At 68.5% G+C, this 21,028-nt stretch carries 21 protein-coding genes; 10 read left to right on the forward strand and 11 right to left on the reverse strand.

Annotated features, from left to right (window positions below):
• Positions 1–151: 151 nt before the first annotated feature.
• A complete protein-coding gene (locus tag ACLJPX_RS12330) occupies positions 152–379 on the reverse strand; it encodes a DUF2530 domain-containing protein (RefSeq protein WP_101610871.1) in 228 nt (75 codons plus the stop codon).
• Between the two features lie 80 nt (positions 380–459).
• Between ACLJPX_RS12330 and ACLJPX_RS12335 the strand changes: the two genes are divergently transcribed.
• The 4 genes from ACLJPX_RS12335 to ACLJPX_RS12350 all read left to right on the forward strand — a co-directional run bounded on the left by ACLJPX_RS12335 (position 460) and on the right by ACLJPX_RS12350 (position 4,217).
• On the forward strand, positions 460–1,917 hold the full coding sequence (locus ACLJPX_RS12335; RefSeq protein WP_410600188.1) for an NCS2 family permease: 1,458 nt from the start codon (positions 460–462) through the stop codon (positions 1,915–1,917).
• 67 nt (positions 1,918–1,984) lie between these two features.
• The gene (locus ACLJPX_RS12340) at positions 1,985–2,416 is read left to right on the forward strand and encodes a MarR family winged helix-turn-helix transcriptional regulator (RefSeq protein ID WP_101610869.1); all 432 of its coding nucleotides are present in this window, start codon (positions 1,985–1,987) and stop codon (positions 2,414–2,416) included.
• Positions 2,417–2,523: 107 nt separating this feature from the next.
• Positions 2,524–3,783, forward strand: coding sequence for an MFS transporter (locus tag ACLJPX_RS12345; RefSeq protein ID WP_410600189.1), 1,260 nt, complete (start codon positions 2,524–2,526; stop codon positions 3,781–3,783).
• Positions 3,780–4,217, forward strand: coding sequence for a hypothetical protein (locus ACLJPX_RS12350; RefSeq protein WP_410600190.1), 438 nt, complete (start codon positions 3,780–3,782; stop codon positions 4,215–4,217). The genes ACLJPX_RS12345 and ACLJPX_RS12350 overlap by 4 nt, the downstream gene beginning before the upstream one ends.
• On the opposite strand, the gene ACLJPX_RS12355 is transcribed toward ACLJPX_RS12350, so the two are convergent.
• The 7 genes from ACLJPX_RS12355 to ACLJPX_RS12385 all read right to left on the reverse strand — a co-directional run bounded on the left by ACLJPX_RS12355 (position 4,214) and on the right by ACLJPX_RS12385 (position 11,328).
• The gene (locus ACLJPX_RS12355) at positions 4,214–5,230 is read right to left on the reverse strand and encodes a hypothetical protein (RefSeq protein ID WP_410600191.1); all 1,017 of its coding nucleotides are present in this window, start codon (positions 5,228–5,230) and stop codon (positions 4,214–4,216) included. The two genes, ACLJPX_RS12350 and ACLJPX_RS12355, sit on opposite strands and share 4 nt — an antisense overlap.
• A 171-nt stretch (positions 5,231–5,401) precedes the next feature.
• Entirely contained in the window at positions 5,402–5,896 is a 495-nt protein-coding gene (locus ACLJPX_RS12360; protein WP_410600192.1) for a hypothetical protein, read from the reverse strand.
• Between the two features lie 236 nt (positions 5,897–6,132).
• Positions 6,133–6,972 (reverse strand): SDR family NAD(P)-dependent oxidoreductase, encoded by an 840-nt coding sequence (locus ACLJPX_RS12365; protein ID WP_410600193.1) that lies wholly within the window; start codon positions 6,970–6,972, stop codon positions 6,133–6,135.
• Between the two features lie 216 nt (positions 6,973–7,188).
• Positions 7,189–7,947 carry an arylamine N-acetyltransferase family protein gene (locus ACLJPX_RS12370; protein ID WP_410600194.1) on the reverse strand — a complete coding sequence of 253 codons (759 nt, stop codon included), beginning with the start codon at positions 7,945–7,947 and terminating at the stop codon, positions 7,189–7,191.
• 89 nt (positions 7,948–8,036) lie between these two features.
• On the reverse strand, positions 8,037–8,660 hold the full coding sequence (locus tag ACLJPX_RS12375) for a superoxide dismutase (RefSeq protein ID WP_037317970.1): 624 nt from the start codon (positions 8,658–8,660) through the stop codon (positions 8,037–8,039).
• 198 nt (positions 8,661–8,858) lie between these two features.
• Positions 8,859–10,727 carry a serine hydrolase domain-containing protein gene (locus ACLJPX_RS12380; protein WP_410600195.1) on the reverse strand — a complete coding sequence of 623 codons (1,869 nt, stop codon included), beginning with the start codon at positions 10,725–10,727 and terminating at the stop codon, positions 8,859–8,861.
• Between the two features lie 88 nt (positions 10,728–10,815).
• A complete protein-coding gene (locus tag ACLJPX_RS12385) occupies positions 10,816–11,328 on the reverse strand; it encodes a hypothetical protein (protein WP_410600196.1) in 513 nt (170 codons plus the stop codon).
• An 83-nt stretch (positions 11,329–11,411) separates the two neighbouring features.
• Between ACLJPX_RS12385 and ACLJPX_RS12390 the strand changes: the two genes are divergently transcribed.
• Genes ACLJPX_RS12390 through ACLJPX_RS12410 form a run of 5 tightly spaced genes read left to right on the forward strand, consistent with a single transcriptional unit; the run spans position 11,412 to position 17,067 of the window.
• On the forward strand, positions 11,412–12,503 hold the full coding sequence (locus ACLJPX_RS12390; protein WP_410600197.1) for a hemin ABC transporter substrate-binding protein: 1,092 nt from the start codon (positions 11,412–11,414) through the stop codon (positions 12,501–12,503).
• Positions 12,500–13,534, forward strand: a complete 1,035-nt coding sequence (locus tag ACLJPX_RS12395) for a FecCD family ABC transporter permease (RefSeq protein WP_410600198.1) — start codon at positions 12,500–12,502, stop codon at positions 13,532–13,534. Before ACLJPX_RS12390 ends, ACLJPX_RS12395 begins: the two co-directional genes overlap by 4 nt.
• Positions 13,531–14,370 carry a heme ABC transporter ATP-binding protein gene (locus tag ACLJPX_RS12400; protein ID WP_410600199.1) on the forward strand — a complete coding sequence of 280 codons (840 nt, stop codon included), beginning with the start codon at positions 13,531–13,533 and terminating at the stop codon, positions 14,368–14,370. Before ACLJPX_RS12395 ends, ACLJPX_RS12400 begins: the two co-directional genes overlap by 4 nt.
• Positions 14,367–15,194: a hypothetical protein gene (locus ACLJPX_RS12405; RefSeq protein WP_410600200.1), complete on the forward strand. Its 828-nt coding sequence runs from the start codon at positions 14,367–14,369 to the stop codon at positions 15,192–15,194. The genes ACLJPX_RS12400 and ACLJPX_RS12405 overlap by 4 nt, the downstream gene beginning before the upstream one ends.
• Before the next feature lies 1 nt (position 15,195).
• Positions 15,196–17,067, forward strand: a complete 1,872-nt coding sequence (locus ACLJPX_RS12410) for an HtaA domain-containing protein (protein ID WP_410600201.1) — start codon at positions 15,196–15,198, stop codon at positions 17,065–17,067.
• A 49-nt stretch (positions 17,068–17,116) separates the two neighbouring features.
• On the opposite strand, the gene ACLJPX_RS12415 is transcribed toward ACLJPX_RS12410, so the two are convergent.
• From ACLJPX_RS12415 to ACLJPX_RS12425, 3 genes are all read right to left on the reverse strand, one after another.
• On the reverse strand, positions 17,117–17,785 hold the full coding sequence (locus tag ACLJPX_RS12415) for a heme oxygenase (biliverdin-producing) (RefSeq protein ID WP_410600202.1): 669 nt from the start codon (positions 17,783–17,785) through the stop codon (positions 17,117–17,119).
• 73 nt (positions 17,786–17,858) lie between these two features.
• Positions 17,859–18,452, reverse strand: coding sequence for a TetR/AcrR family transcriptional regulator (locus ACLJPX_RS12420; protein ID WP_101610854.1), 594 nt, complete (start codon positions 18,450–18,452; stop codon positions 17,859–17,861).
• A gap of 24 nt (positions 18,453–18,476) precedes the next feature.
• Positions 18,477–19,976 carry a glutamate-cysteine ligase family protein gene (locus ACLJPX_RS12425; RefSeq protein ID WP_410600203.1) on the reverse strand — a complete coding sequence of 500 codons (1,500 nt, stop codon included), beginning with the start codon at positions 19,974–19,976 and terminating at the stop codon, positions 18,477–18,479.
• A 217-nt stretch (positions 19,977–20,193) separates the two neighbouring features.
• On the opposite strand from ACLJPX_RS12425, the gene ACLJPX_RS12430 reads away from it, so the two are divergent.
• Complete coding sequence (locus ACLJPX_RS12430; protein ID WP_410600204.1) at positions 20,194–21,009, forward strand: TrmH family RNA methyltransferase; 816 nt, start codon at positions 20,194–20,196, stop codon at positions 21,007–21,009.
• The last annotated feature ends 19 nt before the right edge of the window (positions 21,010–21,028 follow it).

Here is a 21,028-nt window from a genome sequence, read left to right on the forward strand (position 1 = left end):
GGCGTCACCCGGCGTTCAAGATCATTTTCGCCGCACTTGTCCACAACACCCTTCGCCTGTGCATAACCCGCTCCCTGGCCGCGTTTCGTCCTCTGGTTGCGGTCCTTGCACGTGCAAGGACCGCAACCAGAGGACGAAACGCGAGAGGGGGTCAGAGGCGTTGGGCGCTTTTCGAGCCCCGGCGGGCGGCGGCGCGCTGCCAGGCGATGATCGCGAGGCCGATGAAGCCGAGCACGAGGCCGGAGAACGCCGTCTGCACCCAGATGCCGTCGGTCACAAAGAACAGGACCACGGTCGCGACGGCCCACAGCGAGGTACCTACGATCACGACCGGCGTCAGGTCGGTCAGCCGCTTCGGCAGTTCCGGCGTTGGCCGCAATGAACCGTTTACTTCCCCGGAATTGATCGATTCGCCCACGTGGGGAAGGGTACCCGGCAACGGGCGAAGGGTGGTACGCGATGGCGGAGCAGCGCACCCGGTCCACACTGGACCGGTATTTCAAGATCAGCGAGCGCGGCTCGACACCGGGACGTGAGGTCCGCGGCGGGATCGTCACCTTCTTCACGATGGCGTACATCGTCGTCCTCAACCCGCTGATCATCGGCAGCTTCTCCGCGGACGACGCGGGCGCGCACAAGGACGTCCTCGGCAACATCCTCCCCGTTCCGCAGGTCGCCGCGGTGACCGCGCTGGTCGCCGGGGTGCTGACGATCATCATGGGGCTGGTCGCGAACTACCCGTTCGCCATCGCCACCGGCCTCGGCATCAACAGCCTGATCGCGGTCACCTTCGCCTCCCAGATGAGCTGGCCCGAGGCGATGGGCCTGGTGGTGATCGAGGGCCTGGTCATCGTCCTGCTGGTCTTCGCCGGGATCCGCACGGCGGTGTTCAACGCCGTACCGCCACCGCTGAAATCCGCGATCGCGGTCGGCATCGGCCTGTTCATCTGCCTGATCGGCCTGGTCGACGCGGGGTTCGTCCGGCGCGTCCCCGACGACGCGAAGACCACCGTGCCGGTCGGGCTGGGCATCAACGGTTCGATCGCTTCGTGGCCGACCGTGGTGTTCGTCGTCGGCCTGCTGCTCACCGGCATCCTGGTCGCGAAGCGGGTCAAGGGCGCCATCCTGATCGGGGTCCTCGCTTCGACCGTGCTGGCGATCGTCATCGAGGCGATCACGAAGGTCGGCCCGTCCAAGGGCGTGAACCCGCAGGGCTGGAACCTCGGCTACCCGGCGCTGCCGGACCAGGTCCTCGGCCTGCCGGACCTCTCCCTGGTCGGCGACATCTCCTTCGGCGCCTGGACGCGGCTGCCGATCATCACCGTCGTCCTGCTGGTGTTCACCCTGGTGCTGGCCGACTTCTTCGACACCATGGGCTCGATGACCGGACTGGCCAAGGAAGCCGACCTCCTGCCCGCGGACGGCAAGCTCCCGAACGTCGGCAAGGCCCTGTTCGTCGACGGCACCGCCGCGGTGGCGGGCGGCTTCGCGTCGTCGAGTTCGAACACCGTCTTCGTCGAATCCGCGTCCGGTATCGCCGAGGGCGCCAGGACCGGGCTCGCGAACATCGTCACCGGCGTGCTCTTCATCGCGGCCATGTTCCTGACCCCGCTCTACCAGGTCGTCCCGGTCGAGGCCGCGGCTCCGGCGCTGGTCGTCGTCGGCGCGCTGATGATGAGCCAGGTCAAGGAGATCGACTTCTCCGACTTCACCGTCGCCCTGCCCGCTTTCCTGACCATCGTGGTGATGCCGTTCACCTACTCGATCGCGAACGGCATCGGGGCGGGCTTCGTCAGCTTCGTCGTCCTCCGCGCCGTCACCGGCAAGGCGAAGGGCATCCACCCGCTGATGTGGGGCATCGCGGTGATGTTCCTGGCCTACTTCGCCGTCGGCCCCATTCAGGCAGCATTCAGCTGACCTGCGGTTTTGTCGTCCGTGGTCGATCTCACGGGCCAGTGATCCGATCGTGAGGTATGCTAACTATATGTCCGGAGACACGCACGAGCGCTCATTGGCGAGCCGCCTGCGTCTCGCGGTGGTGCGGCTCAATCGTCGGCTACGGGCCCAGCGCGCCGGTGACGGCATCTCGCTGACCCAGGTGTCCGCGCTGTCCACGCTGCACAAATGCGGTGCGCTGACCCCAGGCCAGCTCGCCGCGAAGGAAGGCGTCCAGCCGCCCTCGATGACGAGGGTGATCGCCGCGCTCGAGGAGATGGATTACGTCGAGCGCAGGCCGCATCCGACCGATGGCCGTCAGGCGATCGTCGAGTTGTCGGATCGCGGGCGGTCCTACGTGGTCGAGCAGATCACCGCGCGGGAGATCTGGCTGGACAAGCAATTGGCGGAGTTGAGCGCGGAGGAACGCGAAGTGCTCTCTCGCGCCGCCGAGATCATCGACAGGATGGCGGGGAACTAACAGCGGTGACGACCACGGGTAGCGAAACACAGTGTCCTTCCAAGACCGCCGCTACCCGGGAACCCGCTCCGCCGCCACCCTCCGCGCGCGAGAAACCGCGCGGGAGCATGTTCTCGTCGCTGAAGGTGCGGAACTACCGGCTCTTCTTCACCGGCCAGGTCATCTCGAACATCGGCACCTGGATGCAGCGCATCGCGCAGGACTGGCTGGTGTTCACCCTCAGCGGCAACGACCCGATCGCGCTCGGCATCGCGGTCGCGCTGCAGTTCGCGCCGACGCTGTTCCTCTCGCTGTGGGCCGGGGTGCTCGCCGACCGCGTCGACAAGCGACGGCTCCTGATCGGCATCCAGATCGCCGTGCTGTCACAGGCCGTCGTCCTCGGCGCACTCGATCTGAGCGGTATCGCGGCTCTGTGGCACGTGTATCTCCTCTGCTTCACTCTCGGCATCACCGCGTCGCTGGAAGTGCCCGCACGGCAGTCGTTCGTCGCCGAGATGGTCGGCAAGGACAAGGTCACCAACGCCGTCGCGCTCAACTCCTCGATCTTCAACATGGCCCGGATCGTCGGGCCCGCCATCGCGGGCTTCGCGATCACCTGGGTCGGCACCGGCTGGCTGTTCATGGCGAACGCGGTGAGCACGGGCGCCGTCATCGTCGCGCTGGTGATGATGAACCCGGACAAGCTCTTCCGCGGCCCGGCCATCCCGCGTGAGAAGGGCCAACTGGTCGAGGGGCTGCGGTACGTCCGGCGGCGCAGCGACCTGATGACCGTGATGGTGCTGGTGTTCTTCGTGAGCACCTTCGGCATCACGTACTTCACCTCGCTGCCGATCGTCGCCGCGAACGTCTTCCACACCAACGCCGACGGCTACGGCCTCCTGTCGACGCTGGTCGCCGTCGGCACCTTCACCGGCGCGCTGATGTCGGCCCGCCGCAACACCCGCGGCGGTCCCCGCGTGCGGCTGCTGCTGATCTCGGCGTTCCTGCTCGGCGCGTTCGAGGTGGTCACCGCGTTCATGCCGACGTACCTGACCTTCGGCCTCGCGCTGATTCCGCTCGGCTTCGCCACGATCACCTTCCTCAACACCGCGAACGCGCTGGTGCAGACCGCCGTCAGCCCGGAGATGCGCGGCCGCGTGATGGGCCTCTACGTGCTGGTGCTGATCGGCGGGAACCCCATCGGCGGCCCGATGACCGGCTGGATGGCCGACGCCTTCGGCGGCCGCTCGCCGTTCTACATCGGCGGTGCGATCTCGGCGCTCGCCGCGGTAGTGTGCGCCGTCGTGCTGATCCGGCGCGGTGGGGTGAGTTTGCCGGTGCGGCGGTTCGGAAACGGGCTGCGCGTGCTGAAGAGGGAGCGGGTGTGAACAAGCTCGGTGTCGAACCGTCGGTGACCCGCTGGAACGACGGCGAGGCCCGGTTCCTGGACTGGACGATCGACGGTGTCGCGCTGCGCTCGATCGTCCCCGTGCAGGAGCGGACGCCGTTGTCCCTGGACGGGGACCTGTGGCGCGAGTCGGCGGTCGCGACGCTTTGCCGCCTGCTCGGCGATCTACCGGGCGATTTCGACGACGGCCGGGTCGCGTTGCTGTTCTGCCCGCTGTGCGGCGATCTCGGCTGTGGCGGCTACAGCGTCGAGGTCGTCTTCGGCGATGACTGGGTCGAGTGGCGGGGTTTCGGCTGGCAGTACGACTACGAGCCTTTCGACCCCGCTCAGGAGTTCGCTTTCGCCGTGGCCCGGTTCGATCGGAAGGCGTACGAGACCCTGCTCCGCGACCTCCTGTCGAACTACCGGGCCTAGCGCCCGAGGAGCGGCGGCACCATCTTTTCGGCGAGCGCCGTGAGATCGCCGGTGCCCTTGAACTTCAGCGTCTGCCCGCCCGGGTCGTTGGTGAGCTGCACGATGACGGATCCGTCGTCGACCTGCGCGGGCAGCCCCGCGACGCTCGTGGTCGGGCGGACGAGCGAGGACAGCTCGCTGTAGTCCGCGGTCACCCCGTTCAGCTCGCAGGCGGCGAAGAAGGTCGGTTTCGCGTTGTCGGACGGGATCCCGAGCGCGCGGCCGAGTTCCCCGCACAGCAGCCAGGAGACCACCGGGAGCGGCTGGTCCTTGATCGGACCGGGTTCGCGCTTCTCCAGCGGGATCTCGCCGTCTTCGCCGATTTTCGGCAACGCCGGCCCCGGCGGTGTCACCCCCGCGATCAGCGCCTCGGCGAGCGCTTTCGCCTTGCCCTCGGTCTCGGGATTCTTGATGGCCCTGCCGCGGAGGGAGACGCGCAGCACCGGCGAGGCGCCGTTGTGCGGCGCGACCTCGACCAGCTCGACGCTCAGGCTGGTGCCGTCCTTGTCGGTGGCGATGACGGCGACCTTGCCGGCGACGGTGGTCCTCGTCGGCAGGCCCCGGCTCGTGTCCTTGGGCAACTCGGGGATCATCTGCGCGCTGACGTCGAGTTCCGCGGTGACCGCGTGACAGGCCCCGCCCGCCTCCCGCAGCGTGCGGCCGCCGAGGATCTCCTCCCAGCGTTGCTCCGGGATCGCCTGGCAGAGCACCTGCGCGCCGGTGTCGTCCGTCAGTGCGGTCACCATCTCGCCCGTCGGCATCGGGACCGGGCGGAGCGCCAGCCCGGATTTGGACGGCCAGACCTCCGGCAGTTCGGCTCCGGTTCCGGGGTCGTCCTTGTTCAGCACGGTGATCGCGACGGCGATGGCGACGCCGGACAGCAGCAGGACGCTCGTCAGCGCGCAGCCCGCCCAGATCCACATCGGACGGTCGGTCTTGCGCGCGATGCTGCGGTAGTCGTTCCCGGTGGCCACGGGGAGAAGCTAGTCCGTCGGGCGCCCGCTGTCCGGCGAAACGCCAACCCGATGGGTGGATGGGGTGAGTGAGGTTGAGGTAGACTTCGATCAGCGCCGGTTACTAAACCGGTGAAGTGGACCCGGCAGCCTTCCGGACGGTGGGTGGGCCGGGTTTCGCGTATCCGGACCTCAGACGGTTCTGACCTCCTTCACCATTTCTCTCGCCCGGGTCTTCCAAGGGCCCCCACGCTGCCAGCACCACGCGAGCGCGTCCGGGATGGCGAGTAGTGGTTCCTCGAACGCGCGTAGGTGCCGGTACTCGAGAACGTCTTGGCATCCGTGCTGCCGGACGGATCGGTAGAGCGTCTTCCGGTCCAGCTCCACGATCGACTCGTCGCTTTCCAGCACGAGCATTCTTGTGCCGGCTTCGGCGAGGTCCTCGACCAGCACGTCAAGACAGACTTCACGCTGACGTCGCCGACGATGCGCCGAGGCGTCGTAGATCCTCACTGTGGGCTCGAGCTCTGCGATCGTGTCCAGAATGCGTTTGCGGCGCCCGTCGTTCTCGTGGGTGAAATGCAGACGGCGTTGACCTGGCAGCACCAGACTTCGCATGGCGCGGGCCAGGGTCTCGGCAAAGTCGGCTATCCGCTGGTCGCAGGGGTGACGGAGTGGGCTCGTCACCTGTGGCCTGACACGCTCCTCGAATGTCCACTGAGGACAGTCTTGGTGCATTTTTGCCCGATTTGGGTGGTTTGCGGGGTGGTCGTGAGTGGTAAGTGTCGTTCTAACGCTTCTTATCGCTCACGACCCCGCTGGAAACCCTCGAAACCTGACACGTGCGGATAGCCGACTTTGCCGGAACCCTGACCTTGAGGGTAGTGAAGGAGTCCTTCACGTCCTGGGGCATCGGCCTTGAGTCACCGCCACCGGGCCGAGGGAGGCGGCTCCAGCGCCTCCCGCAGGTCGCCGCCCACCGCGTCCGCGATGTCCTCGACCGTCCACCCGTCCCGCTCGAGGACGGGGTCCTTGATCGCGGTCTGGCGAAGGACGCACAGGATGTCGCCGCGGAACCGGAGGATCTGCCCGGTGACCCCCGCCGAAAGGTCGCTGAGCAGGTAGGTCACCAGCGGCGCCACCCGTTCCGGGGTGTGCTCCGGGGTCTGGACGACGCTCGGGTCCCGCTGGGCCATCCGCGTCCAGGCCACCGGCGCGACGGCGTTGACGCGGATGCCGTGCTCGGCCAGATCGGCCGCCCAGGAGGCGGTCATGGAGGCGACGGCGCCTTTCGAGGCCGAGTACGCGGCCGCGCGCCGCTGGCCGATCATCGAGCCGGAGCCCACGTTCACGATCACGCCGCTGCCCCGCTCGCGCATCACCGCCGCCGCCGCGGTCCCGCAGAAGAGCGGGCCCAGCACGTTGACCTCGACCACTTCGCGCATCCGGGCGGGGTCGTCCGCCCACGGTTCGGCGCGGTAGTTGACGCCGGCGTTGTTGACCAGGCCGTCGAGTGTGCCGAACTCGGCGACGCACTGGTCGATCAGTCCGGCGGCATGTCCGGCGTCGGCGACCGAGTCGCCATTGGACACGGCGCGTCCGCCCCGGGCGCGGATCTCACGCGCGACCTCGTCCGCGAGTCCGGCTTCGACGTCGTTCACCACGACCGCGGCGCCCTGTGCGGCCGCGTGGTGCGCGAAAGCCCTGCCCAGGCCCTGTCCGGAGCCGGTGATCACCACGGCCTTGCCGCTCAGAAGACTCATGGGGACAGTTTGCCGTCACTCGGAAGGGTGAGATCGGCGTCTCTCGGTCGTACCCCTTGCCGGGGTAGATGAGGTTAGGCTAACCTCATACATGTCCGCTTCGTGGTGGGAGCGGCAGTCAGTTCGGGAACGGACGAAGCCCCGCAACCGGGTTACCCCCGGAGGCGGGGCTTCGTTCATGCCGGGGGTTCATGGTCGAGGACCCCGCCGGTCTGGTCAAGGCCGTTCCGGCACCCGGGCGAGTTCGATCCCGAACTCCTTCCGGTAGACGTCCAGGATCTCCTGATCACTCGAAAGCCTGGTTTCCTCGCGGACGCCGTGGGTGGTGACGATCAGCTTGTCACCCGCGAGGGTGACCCGGCCGTGCTTGGTGGGCAGCGAGCACCTCGGTCCCCGCGCGAAGTCCGACTCCGGTGAGGCCGACTGCCAGAACGCCGTCGGGATGAACTCGTCCAGCGTCCGCGACCGCTGCTCCAGCCGGTACTGGGGCTTGCCGTCCTGGAGGACGTCGATGTCGCCGTAGGCGGCGTCGAGGATCAGGAACTCGCCGTCCGGGTCCGCCTGCGGCTCGGTGGCGGACAGGCGCAGCGGGAACCGGCTGAACCTGCCGAAGCCGACGTCGGACAGCCACGGCTCGTCGAGCTCCACCCGGACGGCCGCGTGGTCGAACGGTGGTCCGAGGGTGCCGTCCGGCCGGAAGACCTTCGCGGCCTTCAGTGTGGCGTCGAAGCCCAGTTCTCGCAGCAAGGCGGCGAAGAGGCCGTTCAGCTCGTAACAGAAGCCGCCGCGACGCCGTCGCACGATCTTGTCGAACAGCGCTTCGGTCTCCAGGACGATCGGCTCGCCGAGGTGGATGCTCAGGTTCTCGAACGGCACCACCGAGAGATGGCGTTCCTGCAGCATCCGCAGCGCGGCGACGTCCGCGGTGGCGGGACGGTCGAGTCCGAGGCGGTCGAGGTATGCGGCGACGTCCATGCGTCCACCTTGACACCTCGACTTCGCTGGAGGTCAAGCAAGGAAAACGGGGCCCTCCGGAAGGAGAGCCCCGCTTCGTGGTGAGAAGGTCAGCCGAGCAGCAGGCCGTTGCCACCGGCGACGGCGTTGTCGAACCGCTTGGAGATCTCGGCCCAGTTGAAGATGTTCCACAGGGCCTCGACGTACTTCGGCTTCACGTTCTTGTAGTCCAGGTAGAACGCGTGCTCCCAGACGTCGACCAGCAGGATCGGCGTGGTCGGCAGGACCAGGTTGTTGTGGTGGTCACGCAGCTGCTGGGTGATCAGCGTCTTGCCGATCGGGTCCCAGGAGAGCGCGGCCCAGCCGTTGCCCTGGATCGTGGTGGCGACCGCGGTGAACTGCGCCTTGAACTTGTCGAAGGAGCCGAACGCCTCGTCGATCGCGGAGGCCAGCTCGCCGGTCGGCTTGTCGCCGCCTTCCGGGGAAAGGATCTTCCACCACACGACGTGGTTGGCGTGCCCCGCGAGGTGGAACGCCAGCGTGGTCTGCAGGCCGACGATGTCGCCGAAGTTGCCGGCCTCACGGGCTTCGGCGATCTTGTCGAGCGTGTCGTTCGCGCCCTTGACATAGGTCGCGTGGTGCTTGCTGTGGTGCAGCTCGTTGATCTCGCCCGAGATGTGCGGCGCCAAGGCGCTGTAGTCATAGTCGAGATCGGGGAGCACGTAGCGGGCCATCGGCCCTCCTTCTGTCTTCGACACAAGTTTCCAAGGACGAACTTAGTCGTCTTCACCCGTTTGCGGCGACCGGGGGCGCCGCGTTTCTCCCCAGGTGGAACGACTCGTTCTCAGCAGCTGTACCCGTTGGGCCGACTGCCTGAAACCCACTTTGCTAGCTCTAGTTAGCTGGAGGTCAAGGCAGTGTGACGGCGGTCATCAAGCCAGGTAGGGCAATCCCACCAGGTGATAGGACGCGATTACGCCGAGGAAGGCGATCAGTGCCACGGAAACCACCGTGTAGGTGATCCGGGCGGGTGTGTTCCACCAACCGCGCAGCCATGCGAGCGCCGTGCAGACGACGGCGGCGGCGGTCAGGAGCAGGACGGCGTTCGGCAGGAGCAAGGTGACGCTCAGCAACGGGGAGTGTCCGGAAGTCAGCGCGACGGCGGCCCCGCTGAGGTCGCTCATGAGCAGGGCGAAACCGACCGCGAACAGCGTCACGGCCAGCGCCGCGGACCAGGCGGCCACGGTCGCGAAACGGGCGCCCTTCGAGTGCCGCTCCCGGCCACGCCGGACGAACGCGCGGATCGGCCACCACAGCAGCGCGCCCAGCAGGAGCAGCAGCGCGATACCGAGGATCAGCAGGTGCGTGGAGGACGACTCGAGCCACGACGTGCGTTCGTAGGAGGAGCTCGGGTCGTCGCCGGAGAAGAGCAGGACCTGCCCGCCGGACTCGCGGAACGCGATCCGCTCGCCGCCCTCGTCGGTGAACAGCCCGGGCTCGGTCTGCGTCCAGCGCCGGGTGCCTTCGCCGAGACCGGATGTCGTCAGCACGCCGTCACCGTCCGCGGTCACCGAGACGGCGCCCGCGAGCGCACGGACCTTTGTGAAGTCGTCGAAGTCCAGCCTGGTGCTGTTGTAGCTGCCCTCGAACCGTGAGACGTCGCCGGCCAGCGGTTTCGGCGCGGAGACGGGTACGGCGGGATGCAACCGGTCGAGGAACGCCTTCAAGGCCTTAAAGGTGACCGCGGCGGCGTCGCCGGAGAACGCGCCGCCGTTGAACGTCAGGTACACGCCGGTGTTCTTCTCCGGGATCAGCTCCAGCACGCTCAGGAAGCCCGGCGAGTCACCGACCTTCTCCACCAGGCGCAGCCCGTTCAGCCGCCGTTCCGAGAAGCCGAAGCCCACTCCGGGCAGCCGCGGGTCGTTGCGGAACCGCGCGCCGTGCATCTGGTCGAGCAGGGAGCGGCTGAACGTGCCGGGCACGAGGTTCGCGGAGAGGTAGCGGCCCATGTCCGCGGGGGTGGCGACGTTCCCGTCGCCCGCGGGCGGTTCCGGGCCGAAGTTCGCGGGCGGGACGACCTGCGCCGAGCCGTCCCAGCGGTGGCCGGTGGCCAGCGGGACGTCCGGAGTGGGCTGCGCGACGCTGCTGTTCTTCATGCCCAACGGTTCGAAGACGTGCTGACGGACATAGTCCGCATAGGACTGTCCGGAAGCGAGCTCGACGAGGTGCCCGGTGAGGGCGAAGCCGTAGTTGGAGTAGGCGGCGTACTCGCCGGGCGGCCGGACGCGGGTGGGGATCTCCGTCGCCAGGTGTTCCGCGAGCGGCGGAAGCTTCTCGTCGCGCGGGGTGAACATCCGGTACACGTGGTCTTCGAACCCCGCGGTGTGGGTCAGCAGGGAGAAGAGGGTGACCGGACGGCCGGGAAAGGTGTCGGGCAGCTGGAACGACTTCAGGTAGCCGTTGACGTCGGCGTCCAGCGAGAGCTTGCCCTGCTCGACCAGTTGCATCGCGGCCGTGGCGGCGATCGACTTGCCGACCGAGTTGATCAGGAAGCCCGTGCGCTCCGGGTCCACCTTCGCTTGAGTGTCTATTGAGGACACTCCGTAGCCCTTGGAGAAGACGGTCTTGTCCCCTTCGACGACCACCACGGCGGCACCGGGAATGTGATGTTCGGCAAGGCTTCGAGGGACGATCTCGTCGAAGACCCCGGCGGCGGAGGACGGGGTGGCGGCCTGGGCGGCGGGAGCCGTGACGATCGTCGTGAGGGTCAAAAGTACGGCGGTGGCCGCGATCCGGAACATACCTGGAAAATTAGGGTCTTCCGGGATGTCGCGGGATCCGGTGGGCCGCCGATCGTGGGGTAGGGCGAGCCCTACCCCACGGCCCGCGTCAGGAGAACGAAACCGGGATGAAGACGTCCGAGTTCCGGTTGTTGGACGCGAAGTGGTCGCGCCGCGAGACGAGGGCACACGTCACCGACGGGTCCGAACAATCGAGGCCGTTGTTGACCTCGGCGATCCGGATCTGGGTGGTGAAGGTGCCGTTCGCGGCGATCGGCGAGGAGCCGCCGGGGAAGTTGGTGACCCAGGAGGACGGGCCGACGCCGGTGCCGCCTTGGCCGTCGCCGCCCGCGCAGGGGCTCGGCTTGATGCCGTAGCTGTAGTCCTCGGGCACGGCGCACAGTGCGACGTAGTAGCCCTCGGTGGAGCTGAAGCCGCTGCCCGTGACGGTGATGGTCTCACCGGCGGCGGCGAGGCCGGTGGCGTTGGAGGCGGAGAGGGTCTTGCCGTTGTTGGTCGCACTGCCCGGCGCGGCCGAGGCCGGGGCGGCGAGCGCGGTGACGGCCGCGGTGGCGGCGGTCGTGACCAGTGCGGCGCGGAGCAGGACCGATCTCTTCGACATGGGTAGTTCCCTTCGATCACAAGGAGGTCACAGCCTTAGGCAAGGCTTACCTATCGCCAGGTAAATATGGTTAGCCTTGCCTAATGTTGTCAAGGGGGTTGCTGCCCACGGTCGCTCTGCTCCTCGTCATCGTTGTCAGCGGCTGCTCGGCACCGCCCTTGGCGACCACGAAAGCAGCCGAAACCGGTGCCGATCTCCGGCCGCTTTCCCAGGTCGAGCCCTTGGCGGAGCCGAAAACCCGGACCGGGCCCGGTACCGCGCGACTGGCGCAGGCGGACATCACCGGCGACAAACCGGCCGCGCAGCACCTCCCGGCGATGATCACCGACCACCAGGGCACGCCGGTCACGGTGACCGACACCAGCCGGATCCTCGCCTTCGACATGTCGGGCACCCTCGCGGCGACCGTGTTCGGCCTCGGCCTCGGCGGCAACGTCGTCGGCCGGGACGTCTCCACCGGGTTCCCGTCGGCCAGGAACCTGCCGCTGGTCACCGTGAACGGCCATCGGCTCAACGCCGAGGCGATCCTGGCGCTGCGGCCGACCGTGGTGATCACCGACACCACACTGGGCCCTTGGGACGTCGTGCTGCAGTTGCGCGCGTCCGGGGTGTCCGTGGTCGTCGTGGACGCGAAGCGCTCGATGGACAACGTCGGCGACATCGTGCGCCAGGTCGCCGCAGCGCTGGGCGTGCCGGAGTCCGGCGAACGCCTCGCGACGCGGCTGGCCGGTGAGGTGGACGCCAAGAAGGCGGAGATCGCGAAGCTCGCCCCCGCTGATCCGGCCCGCAAACTCCGCGTCGTCTTCCTGTACATGCGCGGGCAGGCCGGGGTGTATCACCTGTTCGGCAAGGGTTCCGGCGCCGATTCGCTGATCGGCGCGCTCGGCGCCGTCGACGTCGCCACCGAGGCGGGGATCGAGGGCATGCGCCCGGTCAACCCGGAGGCGCTGGCCAAGGCGAAACCCGACGTGATCCTCATGATGACCAAGGGACTCGAGTCCGTCGGAGGGGTCGACGGCGCGCTCCAGGTGCCCGGCGTCGCGCAGACCCCCGCCGGGCAGCATCGCCGCATCGTCGACATGGCGGACTCGCAGATCCTGAGCTTCGGACCGCTCACCGCCGGCGTGCTCGACGCGCTGGCGCGGGCCCTCTACGCCCCGGGTGACCCAGGATGAACCGCGGTTTCCGGGTGACGGCGGTCTTCGCCGTGCTGATCGCCGGTGTCCTCGGGATCTCGCTCGTCTCCGCGGGCAGCGGGCAGTTCGGCATCCCGCTGTCGCAGGTCTTCGATTCGGTGCTGCACCGGTTCGGGCTCGCGGAACCGCGGCTGGACCCGTTCGCCGAGGGCGCGCTGTGGCAGGTCCGTTTCCCCCGCGTGGTGATGACGTTGCTGGTCGGCGGGGTCCTCGGGGTCTGCGGCGCGTTGATGCAGGGGGTGTTCGGCAATCCGCTCGCCGAACCGGCCGTGGTCGGGGTCTCGTCCGGGGCGGCCGTCGGCGCGAGTCTGTCCATTGTGGCCGGTTGGACCTTCTTCGGCGCCTTCACCACGCCTGCCTTGGGGTTCGCCGGCGGGCTCGTCACGACACTGCTCGTTTACGCGCTTTCGCGGTCGCGCGGGCGTTCCGAGGTGGTCACGCTGATCCTGACCGGGGTCGCGGTCAACGCGGTCGCGATGGCGATCATCTCGTTCCTGATGTTCTCAGCAGACCAGGCCGCCCGCGAACAGATCGTGTTCTGGCAACTGGGTTCGCTGGCCGGTTCGCGCTGGCCGTACGTCGTCACCGTGCTGCCGCTGGTCGCCGTCGGGGTCGTCGTGTCGATCGCGCTCGCGCGGAAACTCGACCTCCTCGCACTGGGGGAGCGGCAGGCCCGGCATCTCGGCGTGGACGTCGAGAAGCTGCGGCTCGGCGCTGTCGTGGTCGTCGCGCTGATGGCGGCGGCGGCCGTTTCGTACTCGGGGATCATCGGGTTCGTCGGCCTGATCGTGCCGCACGGGCTGCGGATGCTGCTCGGTCCCGGGCACCGCGTGCTGATCCCGGCGAGCCTCTTCGGCGGCGCGCTGCTGCTCGCCGCGGCCGATCTCGGCGCCAGAACCCTGTTCACCTACGCGGATCTGCCGATCGGCATGCTGACAGCGCTCGTCGGCGGCCCGTTCTTCTTCTGGCTGCTGCTGCGCACCCGGCGTCGTTCGGGAGGCTGGGCATGAGGTTCTTCTCCCGGCGGGACATCGCCTTGCCCGAACCCGTGGAACGCGGTGCCGTCGCCGCCGAACTGGAGCGGGTTTCTTACGCGGTGGAAGGGAAAACCCTGCTTCGCGAAGTCTCGTTGCGGCTGCACGCGGGCGAGGTCCTCGCGGTCGTCGGACCCAACGGTGCGGGCAAGTCCACCACGCTCGGCCTGCTCGCCGGGGACCTCCGGCCGGAATCGGGCCGCGTCCTCGTCGCGGGGAAGGACTTGAGCGGCTGGAGCGGGATCGAACTCGCGCGGTTGCGTTCGGTCCTGCCACAGCAGAACACCGTGACCTTCCCGTTCACCGTCGCCGAGGTCGTCCGGATGGGCCGGACGCCTTGGGAGGGAACGGAAGCCGAGGACTTCGACGAGACAGAGATCGCGGCCGCGCTCAAGGCGACCGGGATGACCGAGTTCGCCGAACGCCGGTTCACCACGTTGTCCGGCGGCGAGCAGGCGCGGGCCGCGCTCTCGCGGGTACTCGCGCAACGGGCTGGTGTCCTGCTGCTCGACGAACCCACCGCCGCACTGGATCTCCGGCACAGCGAGGAAATCCTCACCCTCGCGACCGCGCGGGCCGAGGCGGGGGACGCGGTGCTCGTCGTCCTGCACGACCTCGGGCTCGCCGCCGCGTACGCGGACCGGGTCGCGGTGCTGTCCGAAGGAGAGCTGGCCGCCGAGGGCACCCCCGTCGAAGTGCTGACGGAGTCGTTGCTCAGCGAGGTCTACCGGCATCCCGTGGAAGTCCTCACCCATCCCCGCACCGGGAAACCGATCGTCCTGCCCCACCGAGCGGCCGAGGAGCGCCGATGAAGAAGCTGACGATACTGGCCGTCGCCGCGGGCCTGCTCGTGATCGCCGCGCCGATGCCCGCCGCCGCGGCGGGCGCGAGAGTGACGTTCTCGCCCGGCTCCGCGGATCCGGAGTACGCGACGTCCTTGCAGGTCAAGGGAACCGGATTCCAGTCCGTGCCGAAGGGGTACGGCGGGATCTACCTGTTGTTCGGCTGGGTCGCCGACGGCGCGTGGCAGCCGAGCCAGGGCGGCGCGGCCGGCGCGAGCTACCGCTACGTGAAGGACAAGGAGACCAAGGACAACAACGGTTTCCAGCGGTTCCTCGCCTTCCCGGGCAGCGACACGGCGTCCGCGGCCAACGGCGAGATCGCCGCCGACGGGACCTGGTCGACGAAGATCGTGCTCCCCGGCGCGCGGTTCAAGGCCGCCGACCGGACCGGGAACATCGTCGACGTCGATTGCCTCAAAGTCCGTTGTGGACTGATCACGGTCGGCGCGCACGGCGTGGTCAACGCGAACAACGAGACCTTCACCCCGGTGGCGTTCGCGGTGCCGAAGGCGCCCACGACCCAGGCCGTCGCGCCGCCGCCTCCTTCGTCTTCACCGGCGCCGCTGCCCTCCTCCGGCGCGGCGCCGGTGTCGTCCTCGGCGCCACCACCGGTGTCCACTGTGGAATCCCAGCCCGTGGCGGCTCCGGCTCCGGCCGTGCAGCCCGCCGCGCAGAGCGGGGAACCCGGTTCGTGGTGGTGGATCGCCGTCGTGGCGGGTGTGGTGCTGATCGCCGCGCTCGCCGTCCCCCTGATCCGGGCCCGCAAGCGGACCCGAAACGCGGAAGGTGAATGAAGTGTCCTTGCGAAGATGGGGCGCCGTGCTGGCCGGTGCGGCGCTGGTGGCCGGGATCGCCGTCACCCCGGCGCTCGCCGCCGATCCGTTCACGCCGAAGGTGACCGTGACGCCGAGCACCGGGCTCGACCCGGCGGGCACGAAGATCGTCGTCAAGGGCACAGGATTCGATCCGGCCGCCAACGACGCCAAGGGTTTCGGCCTCCGGGTGGGCCCGGCGAAGGCCGACGTCCGCGATCGAACCGGTAAGGACTTCCAGGTCAGCCGCCTGATCAAGAAGAACGCTGTCGGCAGCCAGATCCTGCTCGACGACGGCGGGAACTGGGAGTACACGGTCACGATCAAGGCCGAGTACGTCGCGAGCGGCACGACCTACAGCGCGAAGACGCAGCCGTTCAGCCTGTTCGTCTTCGGCTGGGACACCCCGGTGCTCACCTGGGACAGCAAGACGCCGCTGAAGTTCACCGGGATCGGTGATCCGGATCCCGGACCGGGTGACGCCGGCGCCGGGCTCGGCTGGGGCGTCCGTCAGTCCTGGCGGAGCTACATCACCCGGGGCGGCGGCACGGTGACGCCGTCGAACGGGGCGGTGCTGGATCCCTCGGCGCCGAACGTCGAGCCGTTCCCGTACAAATGGAAGTACGGATCGTCCACATGGGACTCCGGCAAGGGCGTGGTCTCGTACACCGGCCAGGTCGCGTACACCTTCGAGGCGCACACGATCTGGGACTTCACCCTCGCCGACCCCCGGATCACCTTCGCCGGTGACGGCACCGGGAAGCTCACCGCGAAGGTCGGCTATTCCTTCTACGGCACCAAAGCCGCGCCCACGAAGGTGAGGGCACCATCCGACGTGGTGTTCGCCGACCTCAAGCTGAAGGCGCCGTCGCAGGCGGGGGACAACGTCGTCGTCGACATCGAGTCGGCGAAACTGACCAAGGAGGGCGCCGACGCGTTCGCCGGTTTCTACCAGCCGGGTGAAGATGTCGACGCGGGCCGGATCGCCTTCCCCGGCAAGGTCGGCTCCCCGCCCACGACGACCACGCCGACTTCCCCGCCGACGTCCACCTCCGGTCCCGCACCGACCACGACGACCTCCTCGTCGGCGTGCGTGTTCACCCCGGGCTCGGTGGCGCAGGGGAATCTGTTGTGGGGCTTCAAACAGAGCTTCCGCCGCTACGTCGGCATCGGGACGGGCACGTCGATCACCGCGGCCGACGGCGTCGAGATCACCGACATCGACAAGATCACCGGGACGGGTCCGCCGAGCGGGGCTTACCGGTGGGGCTTCGAGAGCGCTCAGTACAAGTCGGCGACCGAGTTCACGACGCAGTTCCGGGGCAAGGTGACCTTCGGCTATCCGAGTCACTCCTTCGAGCTGTCGATCGGACGGCCTAAGGTGGTCGTGGCGCAGGGGAAGGGCACGCTCTACGCCGACGTCGAACTGAAGACGACCGGCGGGGCGCCTTCGCCGCCGGTCGACCGTCCGGGGGTCGCGCTCGCTTCGCTGGATCTTTCGGTGGCGAAGACCACCGAGAGCGCGGGAGCGGTGAGCGTCGCCGGGGTCAAGGTCATCCTGGGCAACGCGGACGCGTTCGCGAAGTTCTACAAGGTCGGCGAAGTGCTCGACGACGCGACGGTGACCCTGGGCGCCGCGTGCGCGAACCTGCCCGGTGGTGCCGGGGCCGGTCCGGGTCCCGGCGCTGGTTCGGGTTCCGGCTCCGACGACCTGGTGCCGGACGTGAAGTACCGGCCGGACTCGGCGCTGGCGTCGACCGGGGTCGACGGCGGCGTGTGGCTGCTGTGGGGCCTGCTGCTGCTGGGCGGCGGACTCGTGCTGGTGACGATGGTGACGCGGCGCAAGAGAGCGTAGGGCTCGTGAGTGGTAAGGACGGTTAGAACCGTCCTTACCACTCACGAGGTCAAGCGGCCCGGTACGTGTCCAGCTCTCCCGCGAGCTCGTCGAAGACCGCGATGTTGCACTCGAAGGCCACGATCGCCTCGTCGATCAGCCGCGCGCGCTCGTCCTCGGTCCACGGCGCCGAGTTCAGCTGCTCGCGGTAGTTGTCCCGGAACTTGGGCGCGCTGCCCAGCTGGTCGAAGTGGTAGAACAGCGAACCCGCCTCGCTGACCTCGTACTTGCGCTCCAGCAGCCGCCGGATGACCTGGCCGCCGGCGATGTCGCCGAGGTAGCGGGTGTAGTGGTGGGCGACGAAGCCACCGGACCAGTCCGACGCCTCGGCCACGCGCCGCGCGTAGCGCTCGGTCGACGGCAGCGGGCGGACGGTCTCGCGCCAGTCCGGGCCGACGAGGTGTTCGAGGTCGCGTTCGAGGCTCGGCAGCCGCCGCAGTTCCTCGAAGACGAACTTGCCCGCCACCGGGTCCTGCGCCAGCTTGTCGGCGGCCTGCTCGATGGCCTGGTAGATGAAGTAGTACTGGATCACCAGCCGGGTGTACCCCTCGAGCGTGAGCTCGCCGCCGAGCAGCGCGTTCATGTACACGGAGTGGTTGGCCCGCTCGTGGGCAGGCAACGTGGAGGCGCGCAGGGCCGCGGAGAACGGCCCGGATTCGACGTCGGTGGTCACCGGCATGGGCAGAGCCTCCAAGCATCGTTCTGACATGCTGTCAGAAAGAGCGTAAGGCACAACTGCGGGTTAGGCTACCCTAATCTTCAAGGTTTTCCGCCATTCCGACCGCTCTGAGCACGAAGCGGACGGCTCCTTCGATCGCGTCGTCCAGCCGTTCGGGTGGCACGTCGACGACCTGGCGGCTGCCCAGCGCGGCGGTGATCATCGGGATCAGCACGTCGGGATCCTCCTCCGGCACACCCTCGGCGAGGATCTCGCGGAGCTGGCCGGTGATGGGGTCGGCGTGCGCGCTGATCCTCCGGTACGCCGCGGGTGCCAGCGCCGACGCGAGCGCCGTCCCGGGCGGCAGGTGGTACTCGGCCAGCACCCGCAGCTGCAGCCGGACGAACGTCGAAAGCTTCGCGACCGGGGTGTCGGCGGTCGCGACCGCCGCCGTCAGCCGTTCGACGTACCGCGTCGCCTCGTCCTCGACGAAGGCGACCAGCAGGCTCTCCTTGTCGGGGAAGTGGTTGTACATCGCCGTCCGGCCGAGGCCCGCTTCGGCGGCGACACCCGCGAGCGTGATCGCGTCGAACCCGCGCTCGTACAGTTGCCCGCGCAGGACGTCGAACACCCTGCTGCGGACCTCACGCCGGTGCTCCTCCAGCGACCGGCCGATGATCTTCGGCAAGCGCCACCTCCCTGGGAGGTCAGCCTAAGCCTCGAGCGACCAGGTGTGCACCGGCGTCTCGGTCGCCGACAGCTCCAGGTACCTGCCCAGCATCCGGTTCAGCGCGGTCTCCCGCTCGGCGCCGCGCTCCTCCGCGCGCAGGACGTACTCCCGCTGCCACGCCGCGCCGGTCCGCCTGGTGAGACACCGTTGCTCGATGATGCCCAGGTAGCGCTCTCGCGCCTCGTCCGAAACATCCGAACGGCGTAGTCCTTCGTGCGCCAGCGGCAGCAGGACCCGCAGCACCAGCTCGTCCGGCGGGATCCAGCCGATGCCCGGCCAGTACAGCTGCGCGTCGAAACCCTTTCGCGCGCCCGCGTACATGTTCTCCTCGGCCGCCTGGAACGACATCTGCGTCCACACTGGACGGTCGGCTTCGGCGAGCGCCCTTTGCGCGCCGTAGAAGAAGGCGGCGTTCGCGACCATGTCGACGACGGTCGGGCCGGCGGGGAGCACCCGGTTCTCCACCCGCAGATGCGGCAGGCCGTCGACGACGTCGTAGACCGGCCGGTTCCAGCGCCAGACGGTGCCGTTGTGCATCCGCAGTTCGGTGAGTTTCGGGGCTTGGCCCGAGTCGAGCGCCTCGACCGGGTCCTCGCTGTCGGTTTCGGGCAGCAGACCGGGGAAGTACCGGACGTTCTCCTCGAACAGATCGAAGATCGACGTGATCCATCGCTCGCCGAACCACACCCTCGGCCGCACGCCCTGGTTCTTCAGTTCCTCCGGCCGGGTGTCCGTGGCCTGCAGGAACAGCGGGATCCGGGTCTCGTGCCAGAGTGTCTTGCCGAGCAGGAACGGCGAATTCGCGCCGACGGCGATCTGCACCCCGGCCAGCGCCTGCGCCGCGTTCCAATGCGCCGCGAACTCCTCCGGCGCGACCTGCAGATGCAGCTGGACCGACGTGCAGGCGGCCTCGGGCAGGATCGATTCGGAGTAACTGCGCAGCCGCTCGGGCTGCCTGCCCGGCAGGGGAGCGCCCTCCATCGAGAGCACGGTCCGCTCCCCGCGCGCGGCGAAGATCCGGTCGTTGAGCAGCGAATACCTGGCGTTGTTGGTGAGCCACTTCTGGTCGAAGTGCTCGTGCCGCAGGGTCGGGAGGATGCCGATCATCGCCAGCGAGGCGCCGGATTCCTCGGCCTTGCGCGCGGCCGCGCCCAGATACGCGCGGAGATCCTCCTCCAGCTGCAACGCGGACTCGCCGGCCAGCGGCCGCGGCGGCACGTTGAGCTCCAGGTTGTGCTGGCCGAGTTCCGTGGTGAACGACGGATCGTTCAGCGCCTCGAGGACCGTCGTGTTCGTCATCGACGGGCGCAGTTCGGCGTCGACCAGATTGAGTTCGACCTCGAGCCCGATGTTCTTGCGAGGGAAGGAAAAGCTTCCATCGGTGAGCATACGGGCCAGGGTGTCGAGACAGCGCTGGACCTTCCGCCGGTAACGTCCGCGATCCTGCGGTCCGCAGGGTTCCGCAGAAAGATCCTTACCCATGTTCGTCGAGCTCCTCATTGGCCACGCTCCGCGGGATTCCAGGCGGGACTGCCAGGCGGCCCAACGGTTTCACGCATCGCCGTCGCCCGGCTAGCGGCCAAACTGGTGCTCTCTGTCACCAGGGGTTAACTTACAGCAAAATGCGCCCGTTCGTACCACCTGCCGGTAGACGTTCGGAGGCAAACGGCTCGCAGCGGGCGGATGACACACTCTCCAGGTGGCTGAACTGATCACCATCGACGACCCCGCCGACCCGCGGGTCGACGATTTCCGCGACTTGTCCACAGCCGATCGGCGGCCCGACAGGCCGGGTGGGCGTGGCTTCGTGATCGCCGAAGGCACCGTCGTCGTCGAGCGTCTCCTCAGGTCCCGGTACCCGGTGCGCGCCCTCCTCGGAGTGGAGCGGCGATTTCGCGAATTGGGCGCTGACCTGGCAGGAGTCGACGCCCCCGGCTATGTGACGTCGGCCGAGACGATGGCCGAGGTGGTCGGGTTCCACCTGAATCGCGGGGTGCTGGCGGTCGCGGACCGGCCCGTTCCGCCACCGACGGTGGAAGAGGTCATCGACGGCGCGCGGGTGCTCGCTGTGCTCGAAGGCGTCGGTGACCACGAAAATCTCGGTTCGCTGTTCCGCAACGCCGCCGCGCTCGGTGTCGACGGGGTCCTGCTCGGCGGTGGCTGTTCGGATCCGCTGTACCGGCGCAGCGTCCGCGTCTCGATGGGGCACGTCCTGCGGGTCCCGTTCGCCACGTTCGGATCGTGGCCATCGGATCTGGAACTGCTGCGGGAACGCGGTTTTCGTATCGCGGCCCTCACTCCTCGTGCGGATTCCGTTTCGCTGCGCCAGTTGCGGGACCAGACGCCGGAGAAGGTCGCGTTGATGCTGGGCGCCGAGGGCCCCGGCCTGACCGAAGAGGCCATCGCTGCCGCCGACGTCGCGGTGCGGATTCCGATGCCGGAGGGCGTCGACTCGCTGAATGTCGCCACAGCGGGCGCGATCGCGTTCTACGAGACGCGTCCCCCGCTATCGTGAGCACCCGAGCGATCACGAG

This window comes from Amycolatopsis sp. lyj-90 (genome assembly GCF_046549035.1).
Taxonomy (GTDB): Bacteria; Actinomycetota; Actinomycetes; order Mycobacteriales; family Pseudonocardiaceae; genus Amycolatopsis.

Coding starts and splice junctions, on each gene's coding strand:
- ACLJPX_RS12380 (WP_410600195.1), bottom strand. CDS start 10,727: ATGTTCCGGATCGCGGCCACCGCCGTACTTTTGACCCTCACGACGATC.
- ACLJPX_RS12415 (WP_410600202.1), bottom strand. CDS start 17,785: ATGCCGGTGACCACCGACGTCGAATCCGGGCCGTTCTCCGCGGCCCTG.
- ACLJPX_RS12400 (WP_410600199.1), top strand. CDS start 13,531: ATGAGGTTCTTCTCCCGGCGGGACATCGCCTTGCCCGAACCCGTGGAA.
- ACLJPX_RS12425 (WP_410600203.1), bottom strand. CDS start 19,976: ATGGGTAAGGATCTTTCTGCGGAACCCTGCGGACCGCAGGATCGCGGA.
- ACLJPX_RS12335 (WP_410600188.1), top strand. CDS start 460: ATGGCGGAGCAGCGCACCCGGTCCACACTGGACCGGTATTTCAAGATC.
- ACLJPX_RS12385 (WP_410600196.1), bottom strand. CDS start 11,328: ATGTCGAAGAGATCGGTCCTGCTCCGCGCCGCACTGGTCACGACCGCC.
- ACLJPX_RS12365 (WP_410600193.1), bottom strand. CDS start 6,972: ATGAGTCTTCTGAGCGGCAAGGCCGTGGTGATCACCGGCTCCGGACAG.
- ACLJPX_RS12395 (WP_410600198.1), top strand. CDS start 12,500: ATGAACCGCGGTTTCCGGGTGACGGCGGTCTTCGCCGTGCTGATCGCC.
- ACLJPX_RS12370 (WP_410600194.1), bottom strand. CDS start 7,947: ATGGACGTCGCCGCATACCTCGACCGCCTCGGACTCGACCGTCCCGCC.
- ACLJPX_RS12405 (WP_410600200.1), top strand. CDS start 14,367: ATGAAGAAGCTGACGATACTGGCCGTCGCCGCGGGCCTGCTCGTGATC.
- ACLJPX_RS12375 (WP_037317970.1), bottom strand. CDS start 8,660: ATGGCCCGCTACGTGCTCCCCGATCTCGACTATGACTACAGCGCCTTG.
- ACLJPX_RS12345 (WP_410600189.1), top strand. CDS start 2,524: ATGTTCTCGTCGCTGAAGGTGCGGAACTACCGGCTCTTCTTCACCGGC.
- ACLJPX_RS12340 (WP_101610869.1), top strand. CDS start 1,985: ATGTCCGGAGACACGCACGAGCGCTCATTGGCGAGCCGCCTGCGTCTC.
- ACLJPX_RS12390 (WP_410600197.1), top strand. CDS start 11,412: ATGTTGTCAAGGGGGTTGCTGCCCACGGTCGCTCTGCTCCTCGTCATC.